Genomic DNA, 18511 nt, shown 5'->3' with positions numbered 1-18511 from the left:
CTTCACCGATACCGTGCCTGGTTCCACTTATGACCGAGCAGAGACAGGATGATGATCAGCCCGTTGAAGAACTGCACGTAGAAGCCGCTCAAGCCGGCCGCCACCACGCCGGTCTGGATGAACGATACCGTGACCGCGCCGATCGCGCCACCGACCACCGTGCCGATGCCGCCCCAGGTCGGCGTGCCGCCGACGAACACCGATGCCAGCACCGGCAGAAGATAGCCGTCGCCCGCCGTCGGCCACCAGGTGAAGTTGATCATCACCGAGAAGGTGCCGGCGATCGCGGCGCCGATGCCGACGAAGACGAACACTTTCACCCGCACGCGCTTGACATCGATGCCCATCTGCTTGGCGCTGTCCGGATTGTCGCCGACCACCTTCACCTGCGCGCCGAAACGATGGCGGTTGTAGAGCAGCGCCGAAAAGACGACGAAGGCGATCGCCCAGAAGATCTGCACCGGAATGCCCCAGATCTGGCTGGAGAAGATCGTGTAGGCTGAGCTGTCGGCAAGGCTGGTCAGCGCCGTCGACTTGCCTTCGTTGATGATCTGGATCAGCCCGCGCAGCAGGAAATTCATGCCGAGCGTCGCGATCAGCGACGACAGGCCGCCATAGACCACCAGCGAGCCGACCAGGAAGCCGAGCAGCGTGCCGGTGACGAGCGCCGCCACAATGCCGAGGAACGGATCGTAGCCGGCCTGCACCACCAGCGCGAAGACCCAGGAGGCGAAGCCCATGGTCGCCGGGAACGACAGGTCGATCTCGCCGCAGGTGACGACGAAGACCAGCGGCACGACCACGAACAGCGCAACGGGCAGCGTCGTCAGCACCGAGCTGTAGAGATACCAGGTCGTGAAGACGGTCGGGTTGGCGATGATGAACACCGCCATCATGACGATGAACACGGCAAGTGTGCCCAGCGATGCGCGATTATCGAGGACGAAGCCGCGCAGCCAGTGATTGGACGGATGGCTCCATTCCTTAGCTGCCTGGCCGCTTGTTCTCCCGAGAGGAGTTTGCAGATCGGGTTCCATGGCCTTGCTCATCACGCTCTCTGCTCCGCGTCCTCGTGCAGTCCCGGCAAGCCGCCGGGATGCGCCACGTCTTCCATGAAGTTGATCAGGTCCTCGGCCGACTTCACCTCGCTGCGGTCGGCTGTGAGCGCCACCTTGCCGCGGTCGAGCACGACGAAGCGGTCGGCGATGTCGAAGACGTGGTGGATGTTGTGGCCGATGAACAGGATCGAGCGACCGCTCGCCCGCACCTGGCGCACGAAATGGAAGACCTTGGCGGTCTCGGTCAGCGACAGCGCCGTCGTCGGCTCGTCGAGGATGATCAGCTCCGCCTGCTTGTAGATGGCGCGCGCGATCGCCACGCCCTGGCGCTCGCCGCCCGAAAGCTGGCCGACGATCGACTGCGGCGTGAACACTTTCGAGGTGAAGCCGATCTCGCGCATCAGCCGGCTCGCTTCCTCGATTTCCTTGTTGACCTTCAGCCAGCCGAGAAAGCCCGTCAGCTCCCGGCCCATGAAGATGTTGCGCACGATCGTCTGCTGCACGGCCAAAGCCCGGTCCTGGAACACCGTCTCGATGCCGGCGTCGCGCGAGCGGGCGGCGCTCCATCCGGTCACCGGCTTGCCGCGCACGAGGATCTCGCCGCTGGTCGGCTTGACCACACCGGACAGGATCTTGATCAGCGTCGACTTGCCGGCGCCATTGTCGCCGATCAGGCCGACCACCTCGCCGCGGTCGACGCTAAGGTTGACGCCGCCCAGCGCATAGACCTGGCCATAGGATTTCTTGATGTCGCGCAGTTCGATGATGCGTTCGCCCATGCGATCCTCGCTTGAATTGTCCGTCTGCCGGCCTTTTCGCCGGCGGTCCGGCCGGCCGGGTTGATCCCGGCCGACCGCCTGGGAGGTCAACGCAGCGCCTGCTTGGCAAGCTCGGAGACGATCTCGTAGTTCTGCGGCGTGACGAAGCCGGCGCCGGTGTCGACATTCATGGGTGCAAGGCCGAGCACCACTTGCTGGCAGAGGCTCAGGATCGGCAGATAGCCCTGCAGGAACGGCTGCTGGTCGGCCGTGAGCTGCACCCAGCCGCCCTTGAAGCCCTCGACGATCTGCGGGCTGGTGTCGAAGCCGAAATTGAAGATGTCGCCCGGCTTGCGCCCGGCCGCCTGCATATAGGTGGCGACATTGCCGAGCATCTGGCCGCCGGGATAGCCGACCGCCTTGACGTCGGGGTGGTTGAGCAGCGCCGCCGTGATCACCGGAATGGCGAGATTGGGATCGGACGCCCATTCGCCGCTCGGCGGCGAAGAGAGCTGGATCACTTCGACACCCGCCTCCTTCAGCGCCGCGACCGTGCCGCGCTCGCGCGCGCCGCGGTTCTCGTTCTCGAACGGGCCGATCATGATCGCCTTGTCGCCGGCCTTGAGCTTGCCGAGCTTGAAGGCCTCGGCGCCGAGCGCGCGGCCCTGCTGCTCCTGCTGCGCGCCGACATAACCGCCGCCGAACGTCGCCACCACCTTCGGCACCGGCACGTTCTGATACATCATCTTGATGCCGTCCTTATGCGCCTGCTCGGCCAGCGGCATGATCGCGGCATCACCCGGATGGCCCATCATGGCGATGCCGTTCGGCTTGACCGCCACCGCCTCGCGCAGTTGCTGCACCATCTTCTCGACGTCCCACTGGGAGAAGATGTAGTCGACCTTCGGTCCGAGATCGGCCGCCGCCTGCCTGGCGCCGTTATAGACGATGGTGCCGAAGGCATCGCCCTCGGCGCCGCCGACGAAGAAGCGGATATGGACGTCCTTGCACCATTGGGCGTCGAGCGCCTGCGCCGGCAAGGTGGAGACGGCGGCGGCCAGCGCCGTGGCGGCCGCCACCACGGTCGTGCGCAAAAGTGTCGTTCTCATCGCGATGCTCATGCACGTTCCTCCCTTTTGTCCTCGCACATCGAGGGTTTTGACCTTGTTTCGGCGCTTGGCCGCGAGCGTTCGGGCCGGCTCCTCCAGCCGGCCGTTCTCACGCCGGGTTCTGCAGATAAGTCCTGCCTCCCCGGCATTGCTTGAGATGGTCGAGCGCCCGTACCTGACCGGTGATCTCGAGGTCGCCGCGATAGACCGGATCGTGCCAGCCTTCGATGTCGATCGCACCGCGATAGCCGGCGAGCCGCAATTCGCTGATCACCCGCGTCCAGTCGCTGTCGCCGAAGCCCGGCGTGCGCATCTGCACGAATGGCAGGCGGCCGAACACGCCATGCTCGCGGATCACGTCCCAGCGCACCGTCGCGTCCTTGCCGTGGACATGGAAGATGCGCGGCGCCCATTTGCGGATCTGCGGGATCGGGTCGATCAGATAGACGAGCTGATGGCACGGCTCCCATTCGAGGCCCAGATTGTCGTTGGGCAATTCGTTGAACATCAGCTCCCAGGCGTCGGGATTGTGGGCGATGTTCCAGTCGCCGCTCGCCCAGTTGCCGTCCATCGCGCAATTCTCGAAGGCGATGCGCACACCCTTGTCGGCGGCGCGCTTCGCCAATCGCCCCCACACCTCGCGGAAGCGCGGCAGGCTGTCGGTCAGCGGTTTGCCGCGGATGCGGCCGGTGAAGCCGCTGACAGTGGAAGCGCCGAACAGATGCGCATTGTCGATCACCGTCTCCCAGGCCGCCAGCACGCCGCGATCGGTATCGCCATTCTCCAGCGGATTGCCGAACACGCCGATCGAGGACACGGTCACGTCGGCATCGCCGATCGCCTCGCGGATCTCGCCGGCCAGCCGCGGCAGGTCCTTGCCGCCCAGCGTCTGCCAGAAGAAGGGCTGGATGCTTTCGAAGCCAAGCGGCAGGATCTGTCTGATATAGGCGGCCGGATCGTCGAGATTGGCCCGCACCATGGTGCCGATCCTGATGTCGAGAAGCGGGTTTGGCATCGTCATCCTTCCTGGGTCGCGATCGCCACGCGCCGTCCGGTCTCCGCGCTTTCGATGGCGCCGAAGACCATGGCCAGGCTCTTGATGTTGTCGGCGCCGCGCGTTTCGGGCTCGGTCCCGGTTTCGACCGCGTGCATGAAATCTTTGATGATACCGAGATGGCCGCCCACCCGATCGGCGGGGTCGAGCGCCGGCACCTCGATCAGCTGGGTCTTGTCGATGATACCGTCGCGGCCGGACGCAACCACCTCCGCCCTCAGCTCCTCATGGCCGTCCCACAACAGGCTGCCGCGCTCGGCGACGATGCGCCAGCTGCCCTCCCAGCTGGTGCGAAAGCCGTCGGCGCACCACGAGCCGGCGTAGGTGAAGACCTTGCCGCCGCCAAAGTCGAAGACGGCGCTGGCGGACGATCCCTGCCGGTACCAGGAATTGGCCGGCTCCCATTCCTGGCAGTAGACGCCGGCAGGCTCGCCGGCGACCATGTAGCGCGCGGCATCGAAAGTGTGGATCGCCATGTCGAGCAGCAGCACATGGGCCATCTCCTCGCGAAAGCCGCCGAAATGCGGCGCGACGAAGAAGTCGGCATGGATGCTGGTCGGCTTGCCGATGGCGCCGGAGTCCAGAAACCGCCGGATCCGCCTGACATTGGCGACATAGCGGCGGTTCTGGACGACGGCGTGAACGCGTCCGGCGCGACGGGCAGCCTCGATGATGGCGCGGGCATTTTGCGGACTGTCGGCGAGCGGCTTTTCGGTAAGCAGATGGCAATGATGGGCGAAAGCGGAGAAGGCCACTTCGCGCCGGGCCGCGGGAACCACGACGTCGAACACGGCGTCGGGCTTCGTCTGGCCGAGAACGGCGTCAACGCTGGTGCCGACGACGGCGGCGGCAAGCCCGTATTCGCGCGCCCTCGCCTTCGCCCGCTCGGCATCGAGATCGACGAGACCGACGACGGCAAGCCCGTCGATCTGCCTTGCGGCATCGAGCCAGTGCCTGCTCATGGCTCCGCACCCGACCAGGACGACCTTCATCATCCAGCACTCCTCCCGTTCGGCCCCTCCAGGCCGACCGTCACGGCATCCACGGCGTACCGTAAACGTTTTCCCGTAAACGTTTACGACAACACACCCGATGGCGTAGAATGTCAATCACCCACTCGCGAAAATCGTCATCGGCTGCTTGGCCTGAGCGCCGGCCGGTGCTAGCGAAGAAGGGGGAGAACCTGCCTTGGCGTCCAGCATCCACGATCTCGCGCGTCACCTGAACATTTCGATCGGCACCGTGTCGCGCGCCTTGAACGGTCGCGCCGACGTCAATGCCGAGACCCGCCAGCGCGTGCTGGAGGCGGCCAGGAAGCTGAACTATTCGCCCAACCAGTCCGGCCGCAGCCTGCGCCAGGGCGCCACCCGCTCGATCGCCTTCATGCTGCAGCCGCATCCGGGCGACCAGCAATATGGCGAGCCGTTCTTCATTCCCTTCCTGACCGGGCTGCAGGCGCGGCTCGCCGAGTATGACCTAGATCTGATGGTCGTCATGGGTGAGCCAGGCCAATATCAGCAGGAGAGGCTGCGCCGCGTGGTTGAGACGCGCCGGGCCGACGCGGTCGTGTTGGCCAATACACGGCGGGAAGACGATCGGATCGACTACCTCAGCAAGGCCGGCTTTCCCTTCGCCACGCTTGGCCGAAGTCAATCCGGCGGGGACACCTATCCTTCGCTCGATATCGATTTCGAGAGGGCGGGTGATGAAGCCGTCGACCGGCTGGTCGCGCACGGCCACCGCCGCATTGCCGCCATCCGCCCTTCGCTTGATCTCAACTTCGGCTACCTGTTCCTCGACGGCTACCGCAAGGCGCTGAAGAGGCACGGCATCGAAGTCGACCCCGGCCTGATCGCCGACGGCTTCATCAACGAGCCCGGCGGCTACCAGGTGACGCCGCGCGTGATGCTCTCCAAGGACCGGCCGACGGCGATCATCTTCAACAATGACGCCATGGCGCTCGGCGGCTGCAAGGCGCTGGCCGAGATGGGCATCAGGCCCGGCCACGACATAGCGGTGATCGTCATCGTCGACACGCCGCTTTGCCGCTACTTCTCGCCGGCGTTGACCGCCTTCCGTCCGTCGCTGGAGCCCATGGGCCGGCGACTGGCCGAGATGCTGCTCGCCTCGCTCCCTGCCTTCGCCGGCCCGGAGGGACCGCGAACCATCCGCGAGGTCTGGCCGCTGGAGCTGATCGCGCGGGAAAGCGATTGAGCGCTTTTCCCTTCTCCCCTTGGCTTTTCCCTTCTCCCCTTGTAGGAGAAGGGAAACTGTCACGCAACCATCACGTTCAAGTCCTAGACCGCTCGACGGAAACCGGCTCGCCGCATCTTCGATGCCGCGCCCTTCCAGGCATTGGCCGATCTGTTCGTCAAGAAGGGGATATCCATGAAAAGTTTGAACCGCACTGTCTCGCTCGGCATCGCGCTTGCCCTGTTCACCACCCTGACCCCGGCGCTCGCCGACGGCGTCGCCTATGTCAACAAGGGGCTTGTCGGGATCGGCCGCATTCCGGCCAGCCAGAAGGACAAGTTCGGCGAGACCTTCGGTTCGGGCTCCGGCATGTCGATCGACACCAAGTCCTGGACGCGTGACGGCGCCGGCTACAAGGGCTCGCTGTGGCTGCTGCCGGACCGCGGCTACAACGTCGTCGGCACCACAGACTACCGGCCGCGCCTCAACACCATTTCGATCGAGCTGACCCCGACCGCTCCGGGCGCCGCGCCCGCCGCCGGCCAGGAACAGTCGAGCGTCAAGGCGACGCTAGCCGACACCATGCTCTTGACCGACGACAAGGGCGCTGACGCCACCGGCCTTGATCCGCTCAACGGCGTGCGCCCGGCCGCCGGCGACATGCCGATCCTGCCGCAGGCCGACAACGGCAAGCTGGCGCTGGACGACGAGGCGATCGTGCGCCTGCCCGACGGCACCATGTTCATCTCCGACGAATATGGCCCCAACATCTACCGCTTCTCGGCCGACGGTCATCTGATGTCGGCCACCCAGCCGCCGGCGGCTCTGGTGCCGATGCGCCATGGCAAGCCGAACTTCGCTTCCGACAACCCCGGCCCTGGCGCGGCCGAGCCCGATCCGAAGGATCCCGAGACCGGTCGCCAGAACAACCAGGGCCTCGAAGGCATGTCGATGACGCCGGACGGCAAGTTCCTGATCGCGGTGCTGCAGTCAGCGCCGCGCCAGGATGGCGGCGATTCCGGTTCGACGCGCCAGAACACCCGCGCGCTCGTCTATGACGCCTCCGACCTCGCCCACCTCAAGCTGGCGCACGAATATGTCGTGCCGCTGCCGGTGTTCAAGGACGCCAAAGGCAAGACCAAGGTGGCCGCGCAGAGCGAGATCGTGGCGCTGTCCGACAAGAGTTTCCTGATGCTGGCTCGCGACAGCGGCAACGGCCAGGGCCTGAAGGACGCCGAGTCGCTCTACCGCAAGATCAACATTGTCGACCTGACGGGCGCGACCGATATCGCCAATGGTCCGTTCGACGCCGCCGACAAGCCGGTCGCGCCGAAGGGCGTGCTCGATCCGTCGGTGACGCCGGCCAAGCTCACGACCTTCATCGATATCAACGACAAGGGTGAGCTCGGCCGCTTCGGCCTGCACAATGGCGCGCCGAACGACAAGAACAACCTCTCGGAGAAATGGGAAGCGATGTCGCTGGTGAGCGTGCTCGATCCGAAGCTGCCCGACGACTATTTCCTGTTCGTCGCCAACGACAACGACTTCCTCACCCAGGACGGCTTCCAGGTCGGCGCGCCCTACAAGGCCGAGGATGGCGCCGATGTCGACACCACCTTCCTGGTCTATCAGGTTACGATCCCCGGCCTGTCTGGAAACAGCCTCGCCGCGAACTAACATCGTTCATCGGGTCGGGTGCCACGAGGCATCCAACCCGCAAGGGATGCATCACCATCAGGCCTGCGATAGCATCGCGGGCCTGATTCATTTTCGGTGCCCGCCCCACCATGGATAACAACATGGATGACGACAAGCCCGCTCGCCGGCGGACCGGCGACCTGACCAGCGGCCCGATTCCGCGCACGCTGCTTTTGTTTGCCTTGCCGGTGCTCGGCTCCAACGTGCTGCAGTCGCTCAACGGCTCGATCAACGCCGTCTGGGTCGGGCGCTTCCTCGGCGAGGCGGCGCTGACCGCGACCTCGAACGCCAATCTGGTGCTGTTCCTGATCCTCGGCACGGTGTTCGGCATCGGCATGGCGGCGACCATCCTGGTCGCGCAGTCCGTCGGCGCCCGCGACTTGGCCGAGGCGCGGCGTATCGTCGGCACCAGCGCGACCTTCTTCTTCCTCGTCTCGATGGTGTTCGCGGTCTGCGGCTGGATCTGGGTCGACGCCATCCTCACCGGGCTCGGCACGCCGGCGGACGCCTTGCCGCTGGCGCGCGCCTATCTGCGCATCATCTTCGTCGCCGTGCCGATGATGAACCTGTTGTCCTTTGTCATGACCGTGCTGCGCGGCGCTGGCGATTCGCGCACGCCGTTTGTCTTCATGGCGCTGGCGGTCGTGCTCGACGTCGTTTTGAACCCGCTGCTGATCCGCGGCATCGGCCCCTTCCCCGAGCTCGGCATTGTCGGTTCAGCCACCTCGACGCTGATCGGCCAGACGGTGAGCGTGGTCGCCATCCTGATCGTGCTCTATGCGCGCAAGAATCCGCTGCGGCTGGCGGGCGGCGACCTCGCCCTGCTCAAGCCGGACCCGGCGCTTTTGCGCATCGTCGTCTTCAAGGGCGTGCCGATGGGCCTGCAGATGATCGTCATCTCGGCCGCGGCGCTGACCGTGATGGGGATCGTCAATTCCTACGGCTCGCAGGTCGCAGCGGCCTACGGCATCGCGGCGCAGCTCTGGACCTATATCCAGATGCCGGCTCTGGCCATCGGCGCCGCAGTCTCCTCGATGGCGGCGCAGAATGTCGGCGCCGGGCGCTGGGATCGCATCGGTAGGGTCGCCGCTTCGGGAGTCGGGTTCAACCTCGTGCTCACCGGCGCGCTGGTGGCGCTGCTGTTCGTTTTCGATCGCGCGGTGCTCAGCCTGTTCCTGACCGGCGACAGCACGGCGATCGACATCGCCGCCCACATCAACAAGGTGGCGTCGTGGTCCTTCATCCTGTTCGGCATCACCATCGTGCTGTTTGCCACGGTGCGCGCCACCGGCGCCGTCATGCCGCCGCTCATCATCCTGATCATCTCGGTGCTGATCGTTCGTACCGGCTTCGCCTATTCCTTCAGGAGCGTGATCGGCCAGGAGGCGCTTTGGTGGAGTTTCCCGGCTGGCTCGATAACTTCGCTCATGCTGGCCGCCGCCTATTATCGTTTCGGCCGTTGGCGGGTCATGCAAATGATCGAGGGGCGGCCGGCCGCGGGCGAGCCTCCGGACACCGGCCTCGGCGTGCCGCGCCAGCGCGCGCACCTTTCGCCCGAAACGCCGAACGGCTGAGGCATCGCTGCGCTGTTCGACATCACCTCGCGTAGCGCAGGCCGAACCCCAGCGCCACCAGCGCGAAGATCGTGATCATGCCGGCAAAGGCCAGGCTTGCGACGGTAGCACTGGTCAGGCTCGACAGCACGCCGATGCCGATGACCGGCAGCGCATTGCCGCAGAAGCAGCAGACGAAGAAGGCCGAAACCACCTCGGCGCGGCGGTCGGCCGGCGCTATGTGGTTTACCACTTGCAGGCCGCCACGATAGCCGAAGGCGGCGGCAACGCCGCACAGCGCCGTGCCGATGATCATGACTGCCGTGGAGGCGAAGACCTGCGCCGCGACGATCAGCGCCACGGTTGGGATCATTGACACGAGCGCGGCAAGCATCGTGAAGCGGCTCGACAGTCGTGCCGTCGCCAGGATCGTCGCGGCCGCCACGATCGACAGTTCGAAGAACAGCCCGCCGGCCTCGGCGTGGTTGGTCACGTGAAGCTGCTGCGCCATGATGCTCGGCGCCAGCGCCGCATAGAAGCCGACCAGCGCCATGGCGCCGAAGCCGGTGACCGCCGGCGCCACGAATTGCGCGCGAATGCCGGCGGGAACCGAAAGCCGCGGCCGCATCGAAATTTCGACGAGCCGCCTGGTTTGCGGCACGGTTTCTCGCGTGCGCCAGAGCATGAGGGTCACCAGCAGAAGCAAGGCGAGATAGACTGCGAACGTCAGCCTGAGCGGCCAGGGCGCGTATTCGGCGAGCAGCCCCGACGCCAACGCACCGGCCCCGAGGCCGACGAAGTTGGTGCTGGTGGCAATGATGGCGGCGCGCGACTTGTCCTCGCCTTCGATCAGTTCGGCGAGCCAGGCAGTTCCGGTTCCCGCGCCGATCCCGATGCCGAGCCCGCTGAGGATACGGGCGATGTCGAGCCAAGCCAGGTTTTCGGCAAAGAGGAAAAACAGCGCGCTGATCACGGCGACGCCCATTGCCGCCATCGCCGCCGGGCGGCGGCCGATGACATCCGACAATCGGCCGAAAAACAGCAGCGCCGCCAGATTCCCGACCACATACACGGCATAGACCAATGTCAGGGTGATCTGCGAGAATCCGAAGGCCTGTTTGTAGATCACATAGAGCGGCGTCAAAGCCGTGCTCCCGGCAAAGAGCGCTGCAATCATGGCGGCGACGGCAGCCATCGCGCCGCCGCCGCTGAGTTCATTGTCGCGCGTGATTGTCTGAGCGTAGCTGGTCATCGGAACCTCCGGCCAGTTTGCAAGCCCCGACACTCATGTAGTGGCGGCCGTCCCGCATTCCGAACGCCCTCCTGACAATTCTGGCAGTATGGCCTTGCGCGAAATCCTTGCGTAACGTCTGTCAACCGACGAAGGAGGAACCATGGGCAAGGGACGGGTCGAGGCATTCACCGATGGCGTCGTCGCCATCATCATCACCATCATGGTGCTGGAATTGAAGGTGCCGCACGGCGAGGACCTGGCCGCGCTGGTGCCGCTTTGGCCGGTCTTCTTCTGCTACGTGCTGTCCTTCATCAATGTCGGCATCTACTGGAACAATCTGCACAACATGTTCCACACCGTGCAACGCGTCGACGGCCGCGTCCTGTGGGCCAACCTCAACCTTCTGTTCTGGCTGTCGCTGATGCCGGTGACCACGGCCTTCATGGGCGAAAATCATTTCGCCCCGGTGCCGGTTGCCGTCTACGGCGTCGATCTGGCGCTCTGCGCCGTTGCCTACAACATCCTGGCCATCAAACTGCGCCATCTGCACGGCGCCGAGACGACCTTTGCCCGGGCCTTGGGCCAGGACCGCAAGGGCAAGATTTCGCTGGCCCTTTATCTGGCCGGGATAGCGCTGACCTTCGTCAGCCAATGGATCGGCGTGGCCATCTATGTGCTGGTGGCCACCATCTGGTTTGCGCCCGACAAACGTTTCGAACGTCTAATCGAAAAATAGCCAGGGCGATTCCAGGAAAAAGTGCGTAGCGGTTTCCTGTTCGGAAATTGCGAAAAAACCGCGCTACTTCCTCATCGCCTTCAGCTTCTCGGCCGCCGAGGCGGCAAGGTCGGCGTAGCGCTCCTCCAGCCGCTCGGCCGCCTTGATGACGGGAAAGTCGTGGCCGAACTTCTCCAGCGCCAGACGCAGCTTCTCGGCGAAGTCAGCCTGTTCCTCCAGCGCCGCGAACAACGTCTTTACCTGTGTCTCGCTGATATCGGGATTGGCAAGCATTTTCGGCACGTCGCGGCCCATCTGCTCGCCGGTGGCGGTCTGCTCCTTCAGGATGCCGATCCAATCGGTCAATACCCAACTCCTTTTTGCGGCAGCATGCGCGCCGGCAGCTGTCGCGGTCAACCCGTTGCCGCTGTCGCGGTCAACCCGTTGCCGCTGTCGCGGTCAACCCGTTGCCGCTGTCGCGGTCAATTACTGCGGCGATCGAGGCTTGTCTCGGCCCCGACTGGCGTTAAGTTCGGCTCGACCCGGAACAAGGACATCGACCATGACCAGCGACGCCGAAATCCAGACCGCCCTGCCCGCTTTCGCTTCCGGCAATGTCGCCGTCGTCACCGGCGGCGCGAGCGGCATCGGCCTTGCCGCCGTGAAACGATTTGCGGCCATGGGCATGAAGACGGTCATTGCCGATATCGGCGGCGTGCGCCTCGACCAGGCCCGGCAGGCGGTCGCCGACATTGCCGGGGACGATGCCGTTCTCCCAATTCCAACCGACGTCTCGAAGGCCGACGAGGTCGACCGCCTGGCCGAACTCGCTTACGGTGCATTCGGCGCCGTCTCGGTCCTGATGAACAATGCCGGCGTCGGCAACAATCCGGGCAAGCCGTGGGAAAACCGCGACGCCTGGAAGCGGCTGCTGGACATCAATTTCTGGGGCGTCGTGCACGGCGTCGAGGCCTTCGCGCCGCGCATGCTGGCCGGGGATAAGCCTAGCCTGATCATCAATACAGGCTCCAAGCAGGGCATCACGACGCCGCCCGGCAATCTCGCCTACAACGTCTCCAAGGCTGGCGTGAAGACATTCACCGAAGGCCTGGCCCATGCGCTGCGCAACGAACCCGGAGCAAAGGTTTCCGCGCATTTGCTCATCCCGGGCTTCACCTATACCGGCTTGACCGAGGGCGCGACGGAAAAGCCGGCCGGCGCCTGGACGGGCGAGCAGGTGATCGATTTCATGCTGGCGTCGCTCAAGCAGGGCGACTTCTACATCCTTTGCCCGGACAACGAGGTTGCGCGGCCCACGGATGAAAAGCGCATGGCCTGGGCGATTGGCGACATCATCGAAAACCGCCCTGCCCTGTCGCGCTGGCATCCCGATCACAAGGATGCGTTCGCGGCCTTTATGGACGGCTGAGCCACCGAACGAGCCGCATCCCGAACGATAAGGCGGCGCTCAAGCGGCGTGTTTTTTGGGGGCGTGCTTTTGCCCGGCGGCCTTCTTGACGGTCACGGCGGCAACCTCCCGGTCATGCCGCTTTGCGGCTTTTTCGCATTTTTCGCGGATCTCCTCGACCTCGGATTCGGTCAGATGCTCGATGCCAATGAAGGTGTTATGAGCGCGGCTGACGCGGATCAGCTCGTCGAGCTTGGTCTGGATCGCGGCGCTATCGCGGTTCTGCGTGTTTTGGATGAGGAACACCATCAGAAAGGTGACGATCGTCGTCCCGGTGTTGATGACCAGCTGCCAAGTATCCGAAAAGCCGAAGACCGGTCCGCTCAAAGCCCAAACGACAATGACCAACCCGCACAAGGCAAATGTCGGCGGCATCCCCGCGAGATGCGCCACGGCATTGGCGATCCTGGTGAAAAACTTTTCAATCATCGAAAATCCTTGAATGGCCAAGCGTTCTGGATTCGGCCGAGGGCTGAATACAGATCCTGATCAAAAACAGGCGGCAGCCGCTCCCGGTTCCCTGCCGGCAGTATTTTTGCGACTGTATCCTGTACAATTGAGCACACGCCAAAAGGGCAGCTTCAGGAAAAACCACCTTATGGGTTTGTTGCGATAGTTTCGGTGCAGGTGAAGAAGCCTGCTGCTCCGCTTCACAGCGGGTTTACCTCCAGCCCCTTCCGCCGCGCCACCCCCGCATGGCGGAAGGGGCACTGATTCCTGAAATCGTGACGGATCAGGAGGCTTCGTCTTCCCAACGATCGAGGAAGGCCTCGATCGGCAACGACTGCATGTCCGGGATCGCCCTGGCGAGTCTTTCTGGCGCCCAGTCCCACCAGGCGAGGCTCTCGATGCGTACCGCAACGTCGGCGGCGAACCGCTGACGCAGGGGTTTGGCCGGAACGCCGGCGACGATCGCGTAAGGCGGCACGTCATGCGTCACCACGGCGTTAGCACCGATGACGGCACCGTTGCCGATCGTCACGCCAGGCATGATCACGGCGCCGTGGCCGATCCAGACATCGTGGCCGATGCTGACCGACCTCGCCTGCCGCCGCTCGCGGAACGCCGCATCGACGCCGAGCCAGCGGAAATACTCGTTCGGCCGGTAGCTGACCTTGTGCTGGGTCAGCCGCTCGATCGGGTGCTCGAGCGCGTTGATGCGGCTGTTGGCGGCGATCGAGCAGAACTTGCCGATCGTCGTGTAGATCGCTTCCGAGTGGCGCTCGAAATAGGAAAAGTCGCCGACAGTCACCTCGCGCAGGATCACCCGCTCGCCGATCGAGGCATAGCGACCGAGCTTGCATCCCTTCAGCTCCGCCGTCGGATGGATGCGCGGTTCAGGGTCTTTCAGGACGAGGTGTTCGGGGCGGTCCATGGCGCGGCTTTACGCCCGAGCGATTGGTCCCGCAAGCGGGAGCAGTCGGAGCCTATTGCGGCTTGCCCTTCGTCCACACGACGTTCTGGCCATAGAGAGGCACGGTGGTGACCGACATCTTCGCCGAACCGTTCTGCACCTGACGCGAATGCGACAGATAGATCAGCGTCTCGTTCTTCCTGTCGTAGATGCGGTTCACCACCTGCTTCTTCCAGATCAGGCTGAGGCCCTGCTTGAACACCTCCTCGCCGCCTTCGCTCATGTCGATGTCGCCGACGGTGATCGGCCCGGTCTGGCGGCATGAGATCGACGAATCCGACGGGTCTTCGAACCAATTGCCCTTGTGCAATCGATCGATGATGCTGCGGTCGAAATAGGCGACATGGCAGGTGACGCCGTCGACTTTCGGGTCCTTGATCGCGTCGATCATGATGTCGTTGCCGACCCAGTCGACGCCGACTTTGCCGACTTCGTCCGCCACCGCTGCGCCGGCGCTCAGGGCAAGACATGCGGCGAATAAGCCGATCAGTTTTCGCAAGGAGACCTCCTCGGGTTCGCGTTTAGCCGATGTCAGGTGGGATAAGACCGAGGCATTTGCAAGCCGTTCGATCACGGCGCTGGGCCTCGTGCACCATTCGGGTCGTCACGGTTGCGGCAACGCGACATCTTTGCGCCCGTGGCGACGAACCGCTAGAACTGTCTGTCGAAACAGGCCCGCGCCCGATCCGGCACGCCATGGCAATCACGACGGATAATTTCTGATGATGCGCTCAATCCTGGTCGGCATTCTCGTCCTGATGGCGGCGGGCATCGGCTGGCTCACCTTCGACTGGTACCGCGGCCACTACGGCGGCGAGCCGTACGGCGCGCCGTTCACGTTGATCGACCAGAAGAAAGCGCCGATCACCGAGGCCGCGTTCCGGGGTCATCCGAGCGTCGTCTTCTTCGGCTTCACCCACTGCCCGGAAGTCTGCCCTACCACGCTCTTCGAACTGGCCGGCTGGCTGAAGACGATGGGCGACGACGGCAAGAACCTCAACGCCTACTTCGTCACGGTGGATCCTGAGCGCGACACGCCGGAGATCATGAATTCCTACGTCAGCAATTTCTCCGACCGCATCACCGGCATCACCGGCGATCCGGACAAGGTGCACGCCATGGCAAAGGCCTTCGGCATCTACTGGAGGAAGGTCGACACCGGCGACGGCGACTACACGATGGACCACACGGCCTCGGTTCTGCTGCTCAACGCCAAGGGCGAGTTCGCCGGCACCATCGCCTATGGCGAAAGCGCCGACACCGCGATTGCCAAGCTGAAGCGGCTTGCGGCGGGCGGCCAGGCATGATCCCGAACCGAAGGTCGGCGTAGCAAGAAGTGGGAACCGGTTCTCGAAAATGATCATGCTCGAACATGAGTCGCCCTGATGGGGCAGACCAGGCTCCATTTCACCGCGGGCAAGGCCGAGGCCGACCGCATCTTCGCGGCGCTCGACGCTGCTTTCGAGGATGACGGCTTGCCGCTCGCCGTGCTGGAGGTCGACGAGGCCAACGACATCCATGAAGTGTCGCTTTATGCCGATGGCGATGTCGATGCCGTCGAAGCCCGGATCAACGACATCCTCGCTGGACTCGCCCTGCCGAAGCAGGTCGAACGCGAAACGCTCCCCGACATCGACTGGGTGGCGCGCTCGCTCGAAGGATTGAAGCCGGTCCGCGCCGGACGTTTCTTCGTCCACGGCGCGCATGATCGCGGCAAGCGCCACAGCAGCGATCTCGCTATCGAGATCGAGGCGGGCCTTGCCTTCGGCACCGGCCATCACGGCACAACCGCCGGCTGCCTCGAAATGCTGGAGCAGGTGGTGCTGCGCGAACGGCCGCGCAACGCGCTCGATCTCGGCACCGGCAGTGCCGTGCTGGCGATAGCGCTGGCGAAGCTCGCGCATATCCCCGTGCTGGCGACCGACATCGACCCGGTCGCGGTTCGCGTCGCCGCCGCCAATGCGCGCCTCAATCATGTCAAGGCGCTGGTCGAGACGGTGGCGGCGCCTGGCTTCCATCACCCGATCTTCGCCAGGCGCGCGCCCTTCGACCTGATCGTCGCCAACATTTTGGCACGGCCGCTGATGCGGCTGGCTCCCGAGATGGCAAGGCACGTCAAGCTGGGCGGGTCGCTGGTGCTGTCGGGCATCCTCGACCGCCAGCGCGATGCGGTGATCTCGGCCTATGTCGGCCAGAGCTTCCGCCACGTCCGCACCTTGCATCGCGAGGGCTGGGTGACGATCCACCTCAAGCGCTGAGACACAGCCGTACTCTGGCCCTGCCGAAATCGATTCCGGTTGCCAGGGGTATGCGCTACAGCAATTCCACGAAAAGTGTGAAGCGGTTAGCCGTTTCCATGAAACGGTGAACCGCTCTAGGGTCGCGGCAAGCCATTCGAGGGAGATGCCACAATGTTCCAGACCTTTGATTCCGCCGGCGATCCGGCTGTCGGCAAGCCGCGCGTGGCGATGCTGCGCCAGTGGCTGGTGGAGAACGGCCTGGACGGCTTCATGGTGCCGCGTGCCGACGAGCACCAGGGCGAGTATGTCGCCGACCGTTCGGCGCGGCTGAAATGGCTGACCGGCTTTTCCGGCTCGGCCGGCGTCGCAATCGTCCTGCGCGACCGCGCGTTCATCTTCGTCGACGGCCGCTACACGCTGCAGGTGCGCGGCGAGGTCGACCTTTCCATCTTCACCATCGAAAGCCTTATCGACAATCCGCCGGCCTCCTGGATCAAGGACAATCTCGGCAAGGGCGCCAGGCTTGGTTTCGATCCGTGGCTGCATACGATCGGTGAGGTCAAGTTGCTGAGGGCATCGGCCGAGCAGTCCGGCGCGACGCTGGTGCCGCTCGACAAGAACCCGATCGACCTCATCTGGAAGGACCAGCCGGAGCCGCCGCGCGCGCCGGTGGAGCTCCACCCGATCGCCTTTGCCGGCGAGCTTGCCAAGGACAAGCTGGCGCGGCTGGCCGGCACGATCGAAAAGGACGGCGCGACGCACGCCGTGCTGACCGACCCCTCCTCCATCGCCTGGGCCTTCAACATCCGTGGCGGCGACGTGGCGCACACGCCGCTGGCCTTAGGCTTCGCCATCCTGGCTGCCGACGGCAAGCACCAGCTCTTCATGGACCCGCGCAAATTCTCGCGTCAGGTCGCGGCCTATCTCACCCAGCTCGCCGACCTGCACGATCCGGGCGAGTTCGAAGCAGCCATCGCTGGGCTTGCCGACGATGGTGCAAAAATCGCGCTCGATCCGGTGCTGGCTGCGGAAAAGCTGAAGATGCTGGTCGAGAGCAATGGCGGCAAGGTGATATCCGCCGCCGATCCGGCCCGCATCCCGCGCGCCACCAAGAGCCAGGCCGAGATCGCGGGCAGCCGCGCCGCGCATCGTCGCGACGGTGCCGCGGTCGCCAAGCTGCTCTGCTGGCTCGACCGGCAGAAGCCGGACACGCTCGACGAGATCGACGTTGTGACCAAGCTCGAAGAAATCCGCCAGCAGACCGGCGAGGAAACGCAGATGCCTCTGCGCGACGTCTCCTTCGACACCATTTCCGGCGCCGGCCCGAACGGCGCCATCATGCATTATCGCGTGTCACGCGCCACCAGCCGCAAGCTTCAGAGCGGCGAGTTGTTCCTGCTCGATTCCGGCGGACAATATCAGGACGGCACCACCGACATCACCCGCACCGTGCCGATCGGCCAGCCGACCGAGGAGATGCGCGAGCGCTTCACCCTGGTGCTGAAAGGCATGATCGGGATCTCGACGCTGCGCTTCCCTGCCGGCACGCGCGGCTCGGAAATCGATGCAGTTGCCCGCATGGCGCTGTGGAGGTATGGCTGCGACTTCGCCCATGGCACCGGTCACGGCGTCGGCTCCTATCTTGCCGTGCATGAAGGCCCGCAGCGCATCGCCCGCACCGGCACCGAGAAGCTGCTTGCCGGTATGATGCTGTCCAACGAACCTGGCTACTACAAGGAAGGCTCCTACGGCATCCGCATCGAGAACCTTATCCTGGTCACGTCCGCCGAGCAGATCGAGGGCGGCGACATCGCCATGCACGGCTTCGAGACGCTGACGCTGGCGCCGATCGACAAGCGCCTTATCCGCAGCGATCTGCTGACCCGCGACGAACTGCACTGGCTCGACCAGTATCACGCGCGAGTCCTGGCCGAGATCGGTCCGATGGTGGACGGCGAGACGCTGGCTTGGCTGGAGAAGGCGACCGCGCCGCTTCCGCACGACGCGAAGATCTGAC

General features: G+C 64.6%; 18 protein-coding genes. 8 read left to right on the top strand and 10 right to left on the bottom strand.

Annotated features, from left to right (window positions below; all coding sequences use genetic code 11):
* Window positions 1-2 precede the first annotated feature (2 nt).
* From QAZ22_RS16500 to QAZ22_RS16480, 5 genes are all read right to left on the bottom strand, one after another.
* A complete protein-coding gene (locus tag QAZ22_RS16500) occupies window positions 3-1049 on the bottom strand; it encodes an ABC transporter permease (protein WP_278201818.1) in 1047 nt (348 codons plus the stop codon).
* A complete protein-coding gene (locus QAZ22_RS16495; RefSeq protein WP_278201817.1) occupies window positions 1049-1837 on the bottom strand; it encodes an ATP-binding cassette domain-containing protein in 789 nt (262 codons plus the stop codon). The genes QAZ22_RS16500 and QAZ22_RS16495 overlap by 1 nt, the downstream gene beginning before the upstream one ends.
* 86 nt (window positions 1838-1923) lie before the next feature.
* Window positions 1924-2937 (bottom strand): substrate-binding domain-containing protein, encoded by a 1014-nt coding sequence (locus QAZ22_RS16490; RefSeq protein WP_278201816.1) that lies wholly within the window; start codon window positions 2935-2937, stop codon window positions 1924-1926.
* Between the two features lie 97 nt (window positions 2938-3034).
* Window positions 3035-3940 (bottom strand): sugar phosphate isomerase/epimerase, encoded by a 906-nt coding sequence (locus QAZ22_RS16485; RefSeq protein WP_278201814.1) that lies wholly within the window; start codon window positions 3938-3940, stop codon window positions 3035-3037.
* 2 nt (window positions 3941-3942) lie between these two features.
* Window positions 3943-4974: a Gfo/Idh/MocA family oxidoreductase gene (locus QAZ22_RS16480; RefSeq protein WP_278201813.1), complete on the bottom strand. Its 1032-nt coding sequence runs from the start codon at window positions 4972-4974 to the stop codon at window positions 3943-3945.
* A 193-nt stretch (window positions 4975-5167) separates the two neighbouring features.
* On the opposite strand from QAZ22_RS16480, the gene QAZ22_RS16475 reads away from it, so the two are divergent.
* The 3 genes from QAZ22_RS16475 to QAZ22_RS16465 all read left to right on the top strand — a co-directional run bounded on the left by QAZ22_RS16475 (window position 5168) and on the right by QAZ22_RS16465 (window position 9444).
* Entirely contained in the window at window positions 5168-6193 is a 1026-nt protein-coding gene (locus tag QAZ22_RS16475; protein ID WP_278201812.1) for a LacI family DNA-binding transcriptional regulator, read from the top strand.
* A 174-nt stretch (window positions 6194-6367) separates the two neighbouring features.
* Complete coding sequence (locus QAZ22_RS16470; RefSeq protein WP_278201811.1) at window positions 6368-7849, top strand: esterase-like activity of phytase family protein; 1482 nt, start codon at window positions 6368-6370, stop codon at window positions 7847-7849.
* Window positions 7850-7971: 122 nt separating this feature from the next.
* Window positions 7972-9444 carry an MATE family efflux transporter gene (locus QAZ22_RS16465; RefSeq protein ID WP_278201810.1) on the top strand — a complete coding sequence of 491 codons (1473 nt, stop codon included), beginning with the start codon at window positions 7972-7974 and terminating at the stop codon, window positions 9442-9444.
* Between the two features lie 22 nt (window positions 9445-9466).
* Here QAZ22_RS16465 and QAZ22_RS16460 read toward each other — a convergent pair whose 3' ends face one another.
* Complete coding sequence (locus QAZ22_RS16460) at window positions 9467-10675, bottom strand: MFS transporter (protein WP_278201809.1); 1209 nt, start codon at window positions 10673-10675, stop codon at window positions 9467-9469.
* 142 nt (window positions 10676-10817) lie between these two features.
* Between QAZ22_RS16460 and QAZ22_RS16455 the strand changes: the two genes are divergently transcribed.
* On the top strand, window positions 10818-11393 hold the full coding sequence (locus tag QAZ22_RS16455; RefSeq protein WP_278201808.1) for a TMEM175 family protein: 576 nt from the start codon (window positions 10818-10820) through the stop codon (window positions 11391-11393).
* Window positions 11394-11456: 63 nt separating this feature from the next.
* Here QAZ22_RS16455 and QAZ22_RS16450 read toward each other — a convergent pair whose 3' ends face one another.
* On the bottom strand, window positions 11457-11738 hold the full coding sequence (locus QAZ22_RS16450) for a hypothetical protein (RefSeq protein WP_278201807.1): 282 nt from the start codon (window positions 11736-11738) through the stop codon (window positions 11457-11459).
* A 196-nt stretch (window positions 11739-11934) separates the two neighbouring features.
* Between QAZ22_RS16450 and QAZ22_RS16445 the strand changes: the two genes are divergently transcribed.
* Entirely contained in the window at window positions 11935-12801 is an 867-nt protein-coding gene (locus QAZ22_RS16445; RefSeq protein WP_278201806.1) for an SDR family NAD(P)-dependent oxidoreductase, read from the top strand.
* A 39-nt stretch (window positions 12802-12840) separates the two neighbouring features.
* On the opposite strand, the gene QAZ22_RS16440 is transcribed toward QAZ22_RS16445, so the two are convergent.
* The 3 genes from QAZ22_RS16440 to QAZ22_RS16430 all read right to left on the bottom strand — a co-directional run bounded on the left by QAZ22_RS16440 (window position 12841) and on the right by QAZ22_RS16430 (window position 14753).
* Window positions 12841-13269, bottom strand: a complete 429-nt coding sequence (locus tag QAZ22_RS16440; protein ID WP_278207864.1) for a low affinity iron permease family protein — start codon at window positions 13267-13269, stop codon at window positions 12841-12843.
* Window positions 13270-13573: 304 nt separating this feature from the next.
* Window positions 13574-14215 carry a DapH/DapD/GlmU-related protein gene (locus tag QAZ22_RS16435; protein ID WP_278201805.1) on the bottom strand — a complete coding sequence of 214 codons (642 nt, stop codon included), beginning with the start codon at window positions 14213-14215 and terminating at the stop codon, window positions 13574-13576.
* 52 nt (window positions 14216-14267) lie between these two features.
* Window positions 14268-14753 carry a CreA family protein gene (locus tag QAZ22_RS16430; RefSeq protein WP_278201804.1) on the bottom strand — a complete coding sequence of 162 codons (486 nt, stop codon included), beginning with the start codon at window positions 14751-14753 and terminating at the stop codon, window positions 14268-14270.
* Between the two features lie 223 nt (window positions 14754-14976).
* Between QAZ22_RS16430 and QAZ22_RS16425 the strand changes: the two genes are divergently transcribed.
* The 3 genes from QAZ22_RS16425 (at window position 14977) to QAZ22_RS16415 (ending at window position 18510) form a co-directional block, all read left to right on the top strand.
* Window positions 14977-15561 carry an SCO family protein gene (locus QAZ22_RS16425; protein WP_278201803.1) on the top strand — a complete coding sequence of 195 codons (585 nt, stop codon included), beginning with the start codon at window positions 14977-14979 and terminating at the stop codon, window positions 15559-15561.
* A gap of 78 nt (window positions 15562-15639) precedes the next feature.
* Window positions 15640-16512, top strand: coding sequence for a 50S ribosomal protein L11 methyltransferase (locus QAZ22_RS16420; protein WP_278201802.1), 873 nt, complete (start codon window positions 15640-15642; stop codon window positions 16510-16512).
* Window positions 16513-16665: 153 nt separating this feature from the next.
* Window positions 16666-18510: an aminopeptidase P family protein gene (locus QAZ22_RS16415; RefSeq protein WP_278201801.1), complete on the top strand. Its 1845-nt coding sequence runs from the start codon at window positions 16666-16668 to the stop codon at window positions 18508-18510.
* Window position 18511 lies beyond the last annotated feature (1 nt).

The organism is Mesorhizobium sp. WSM4906, assembly GCF_029674625.1.
In the GTDB taxonomy this organism is placed as follows: domain Bacteria; phylum Pseudomonadota; class Alphaproteobacteria; order Rhizobiales; family Rhizobiaceae; genus Mesorhizobium.
This window is presented reverse-complemented; position numbering and strand designations above follow the sequence as displayed.

Bases quoted from the DNA above. Each gene is read 5' to 3' on its own strand.
- QAZ22_RS16455 (WP_278201808.1), top strand. From the start codon at position 10,818: ATGGGCAAGGGACGGGTCGAGGCATTCACCGATGGCGTCGTCGCCATC.
- QAZ22_RS16460 (WP_278201809.1), bottom strand. From the start codon at position 10,675: ATGACCAGCTACGCTCAGACAATCACGCGCGACAATGAACTCAGCGGC.
- QAZ22_RS16500 (WP_278201818.1), bottom strand. From the start codon at position 1,049: ATGAGCAAGGCCATGGAACCCGATCTGCAAACTCCTCTCGGGAGAACA.
- QAZ22_RS16470 (WP_278201811.1), top strand. From the start codon at position 6,368: ATGAAAAGTTTGAACCGCACTGTCTCGCTCGGCATCGCGCTTGCCCTG.
- QAZ22_RS16435 (WP_278201805.1), bottom strand. From the start codon at position 14,215: ATGGACCGCCCCGAACACCTCGTCCTGAAAGACCCTGAACCGCGCATC.
- QAZ22_RS16490 (WP_278201816.1), bottom strand. From the start codon at position 2,937: ATGAGCATCGCGATGAGAACGACACTTTTGCGCACGACCGTGGTGGCG.
- QAZ22_RS16445 (WP_278201806.1), top strand. From the start codon at position 11,935: ATGACCAGCGACGCCGAAATCCAGACCGCCCTGCCCGCTTTCGCTTCC.
- QAZ22_RS16465 (WP_278201810.1), top strand. From the start codon at position 7,972: ATGGATGACGACAAGCCCGCTCGCCGGCGGACCGGCGACCTGACCAGC.
- QAZ22_RS16415 (WP_278201801.1), top strand. From the start codon at position 16,666: ATGTTCCAGACCTTTGATTCCGCCGGCGATCCGGCTGTCGGCAAGCCG.
- QAZ22_RS16420 (WP_278201802.1), top strand. From the start codon at position 15,640: ATGGGGCAGACCAGGCTCCATTTCACCGCGGGCAAGGCCGAGGCCGAC.
- QAZ22_RS16485 (WP_278201814.1), bottom strand. From the start codon at position 3,940: ATGCCAAACCCGCTTCTCGACATCAGGATCGGCACCATGGTGCGGGCC.
- QAZ22_RS16495 (WP_278201817.1), bottom strand. From the start codon at position 1,837: ATGGGCGAACGCATCATCGAACTGCGCGACATCAAGAAATCCTATGGC.
- QAZ22_RS16480 (WP_278201813.1), bottom strand. From the start codon at position 4,974: ATGATGAAGGTCGTCCTGGTCGGGTGCGGAGCCATGAGCAGGCACTGG.
- QAZ22_RS16425 (WP_278201803.1), top strand. From the start codon at position 14,977: ATGATGCGCTCAATCCTGGTCGGCATTCTCGTCCTGATGGCGGCGGGC.
- QAZ22_RS16440 (WP_278207864.1), bottom strand. From the start codon at position 13,269: ATGATTGAAAAGTTTTTCACCAGGATCGCCAATGCCGTGGCGCATCTC.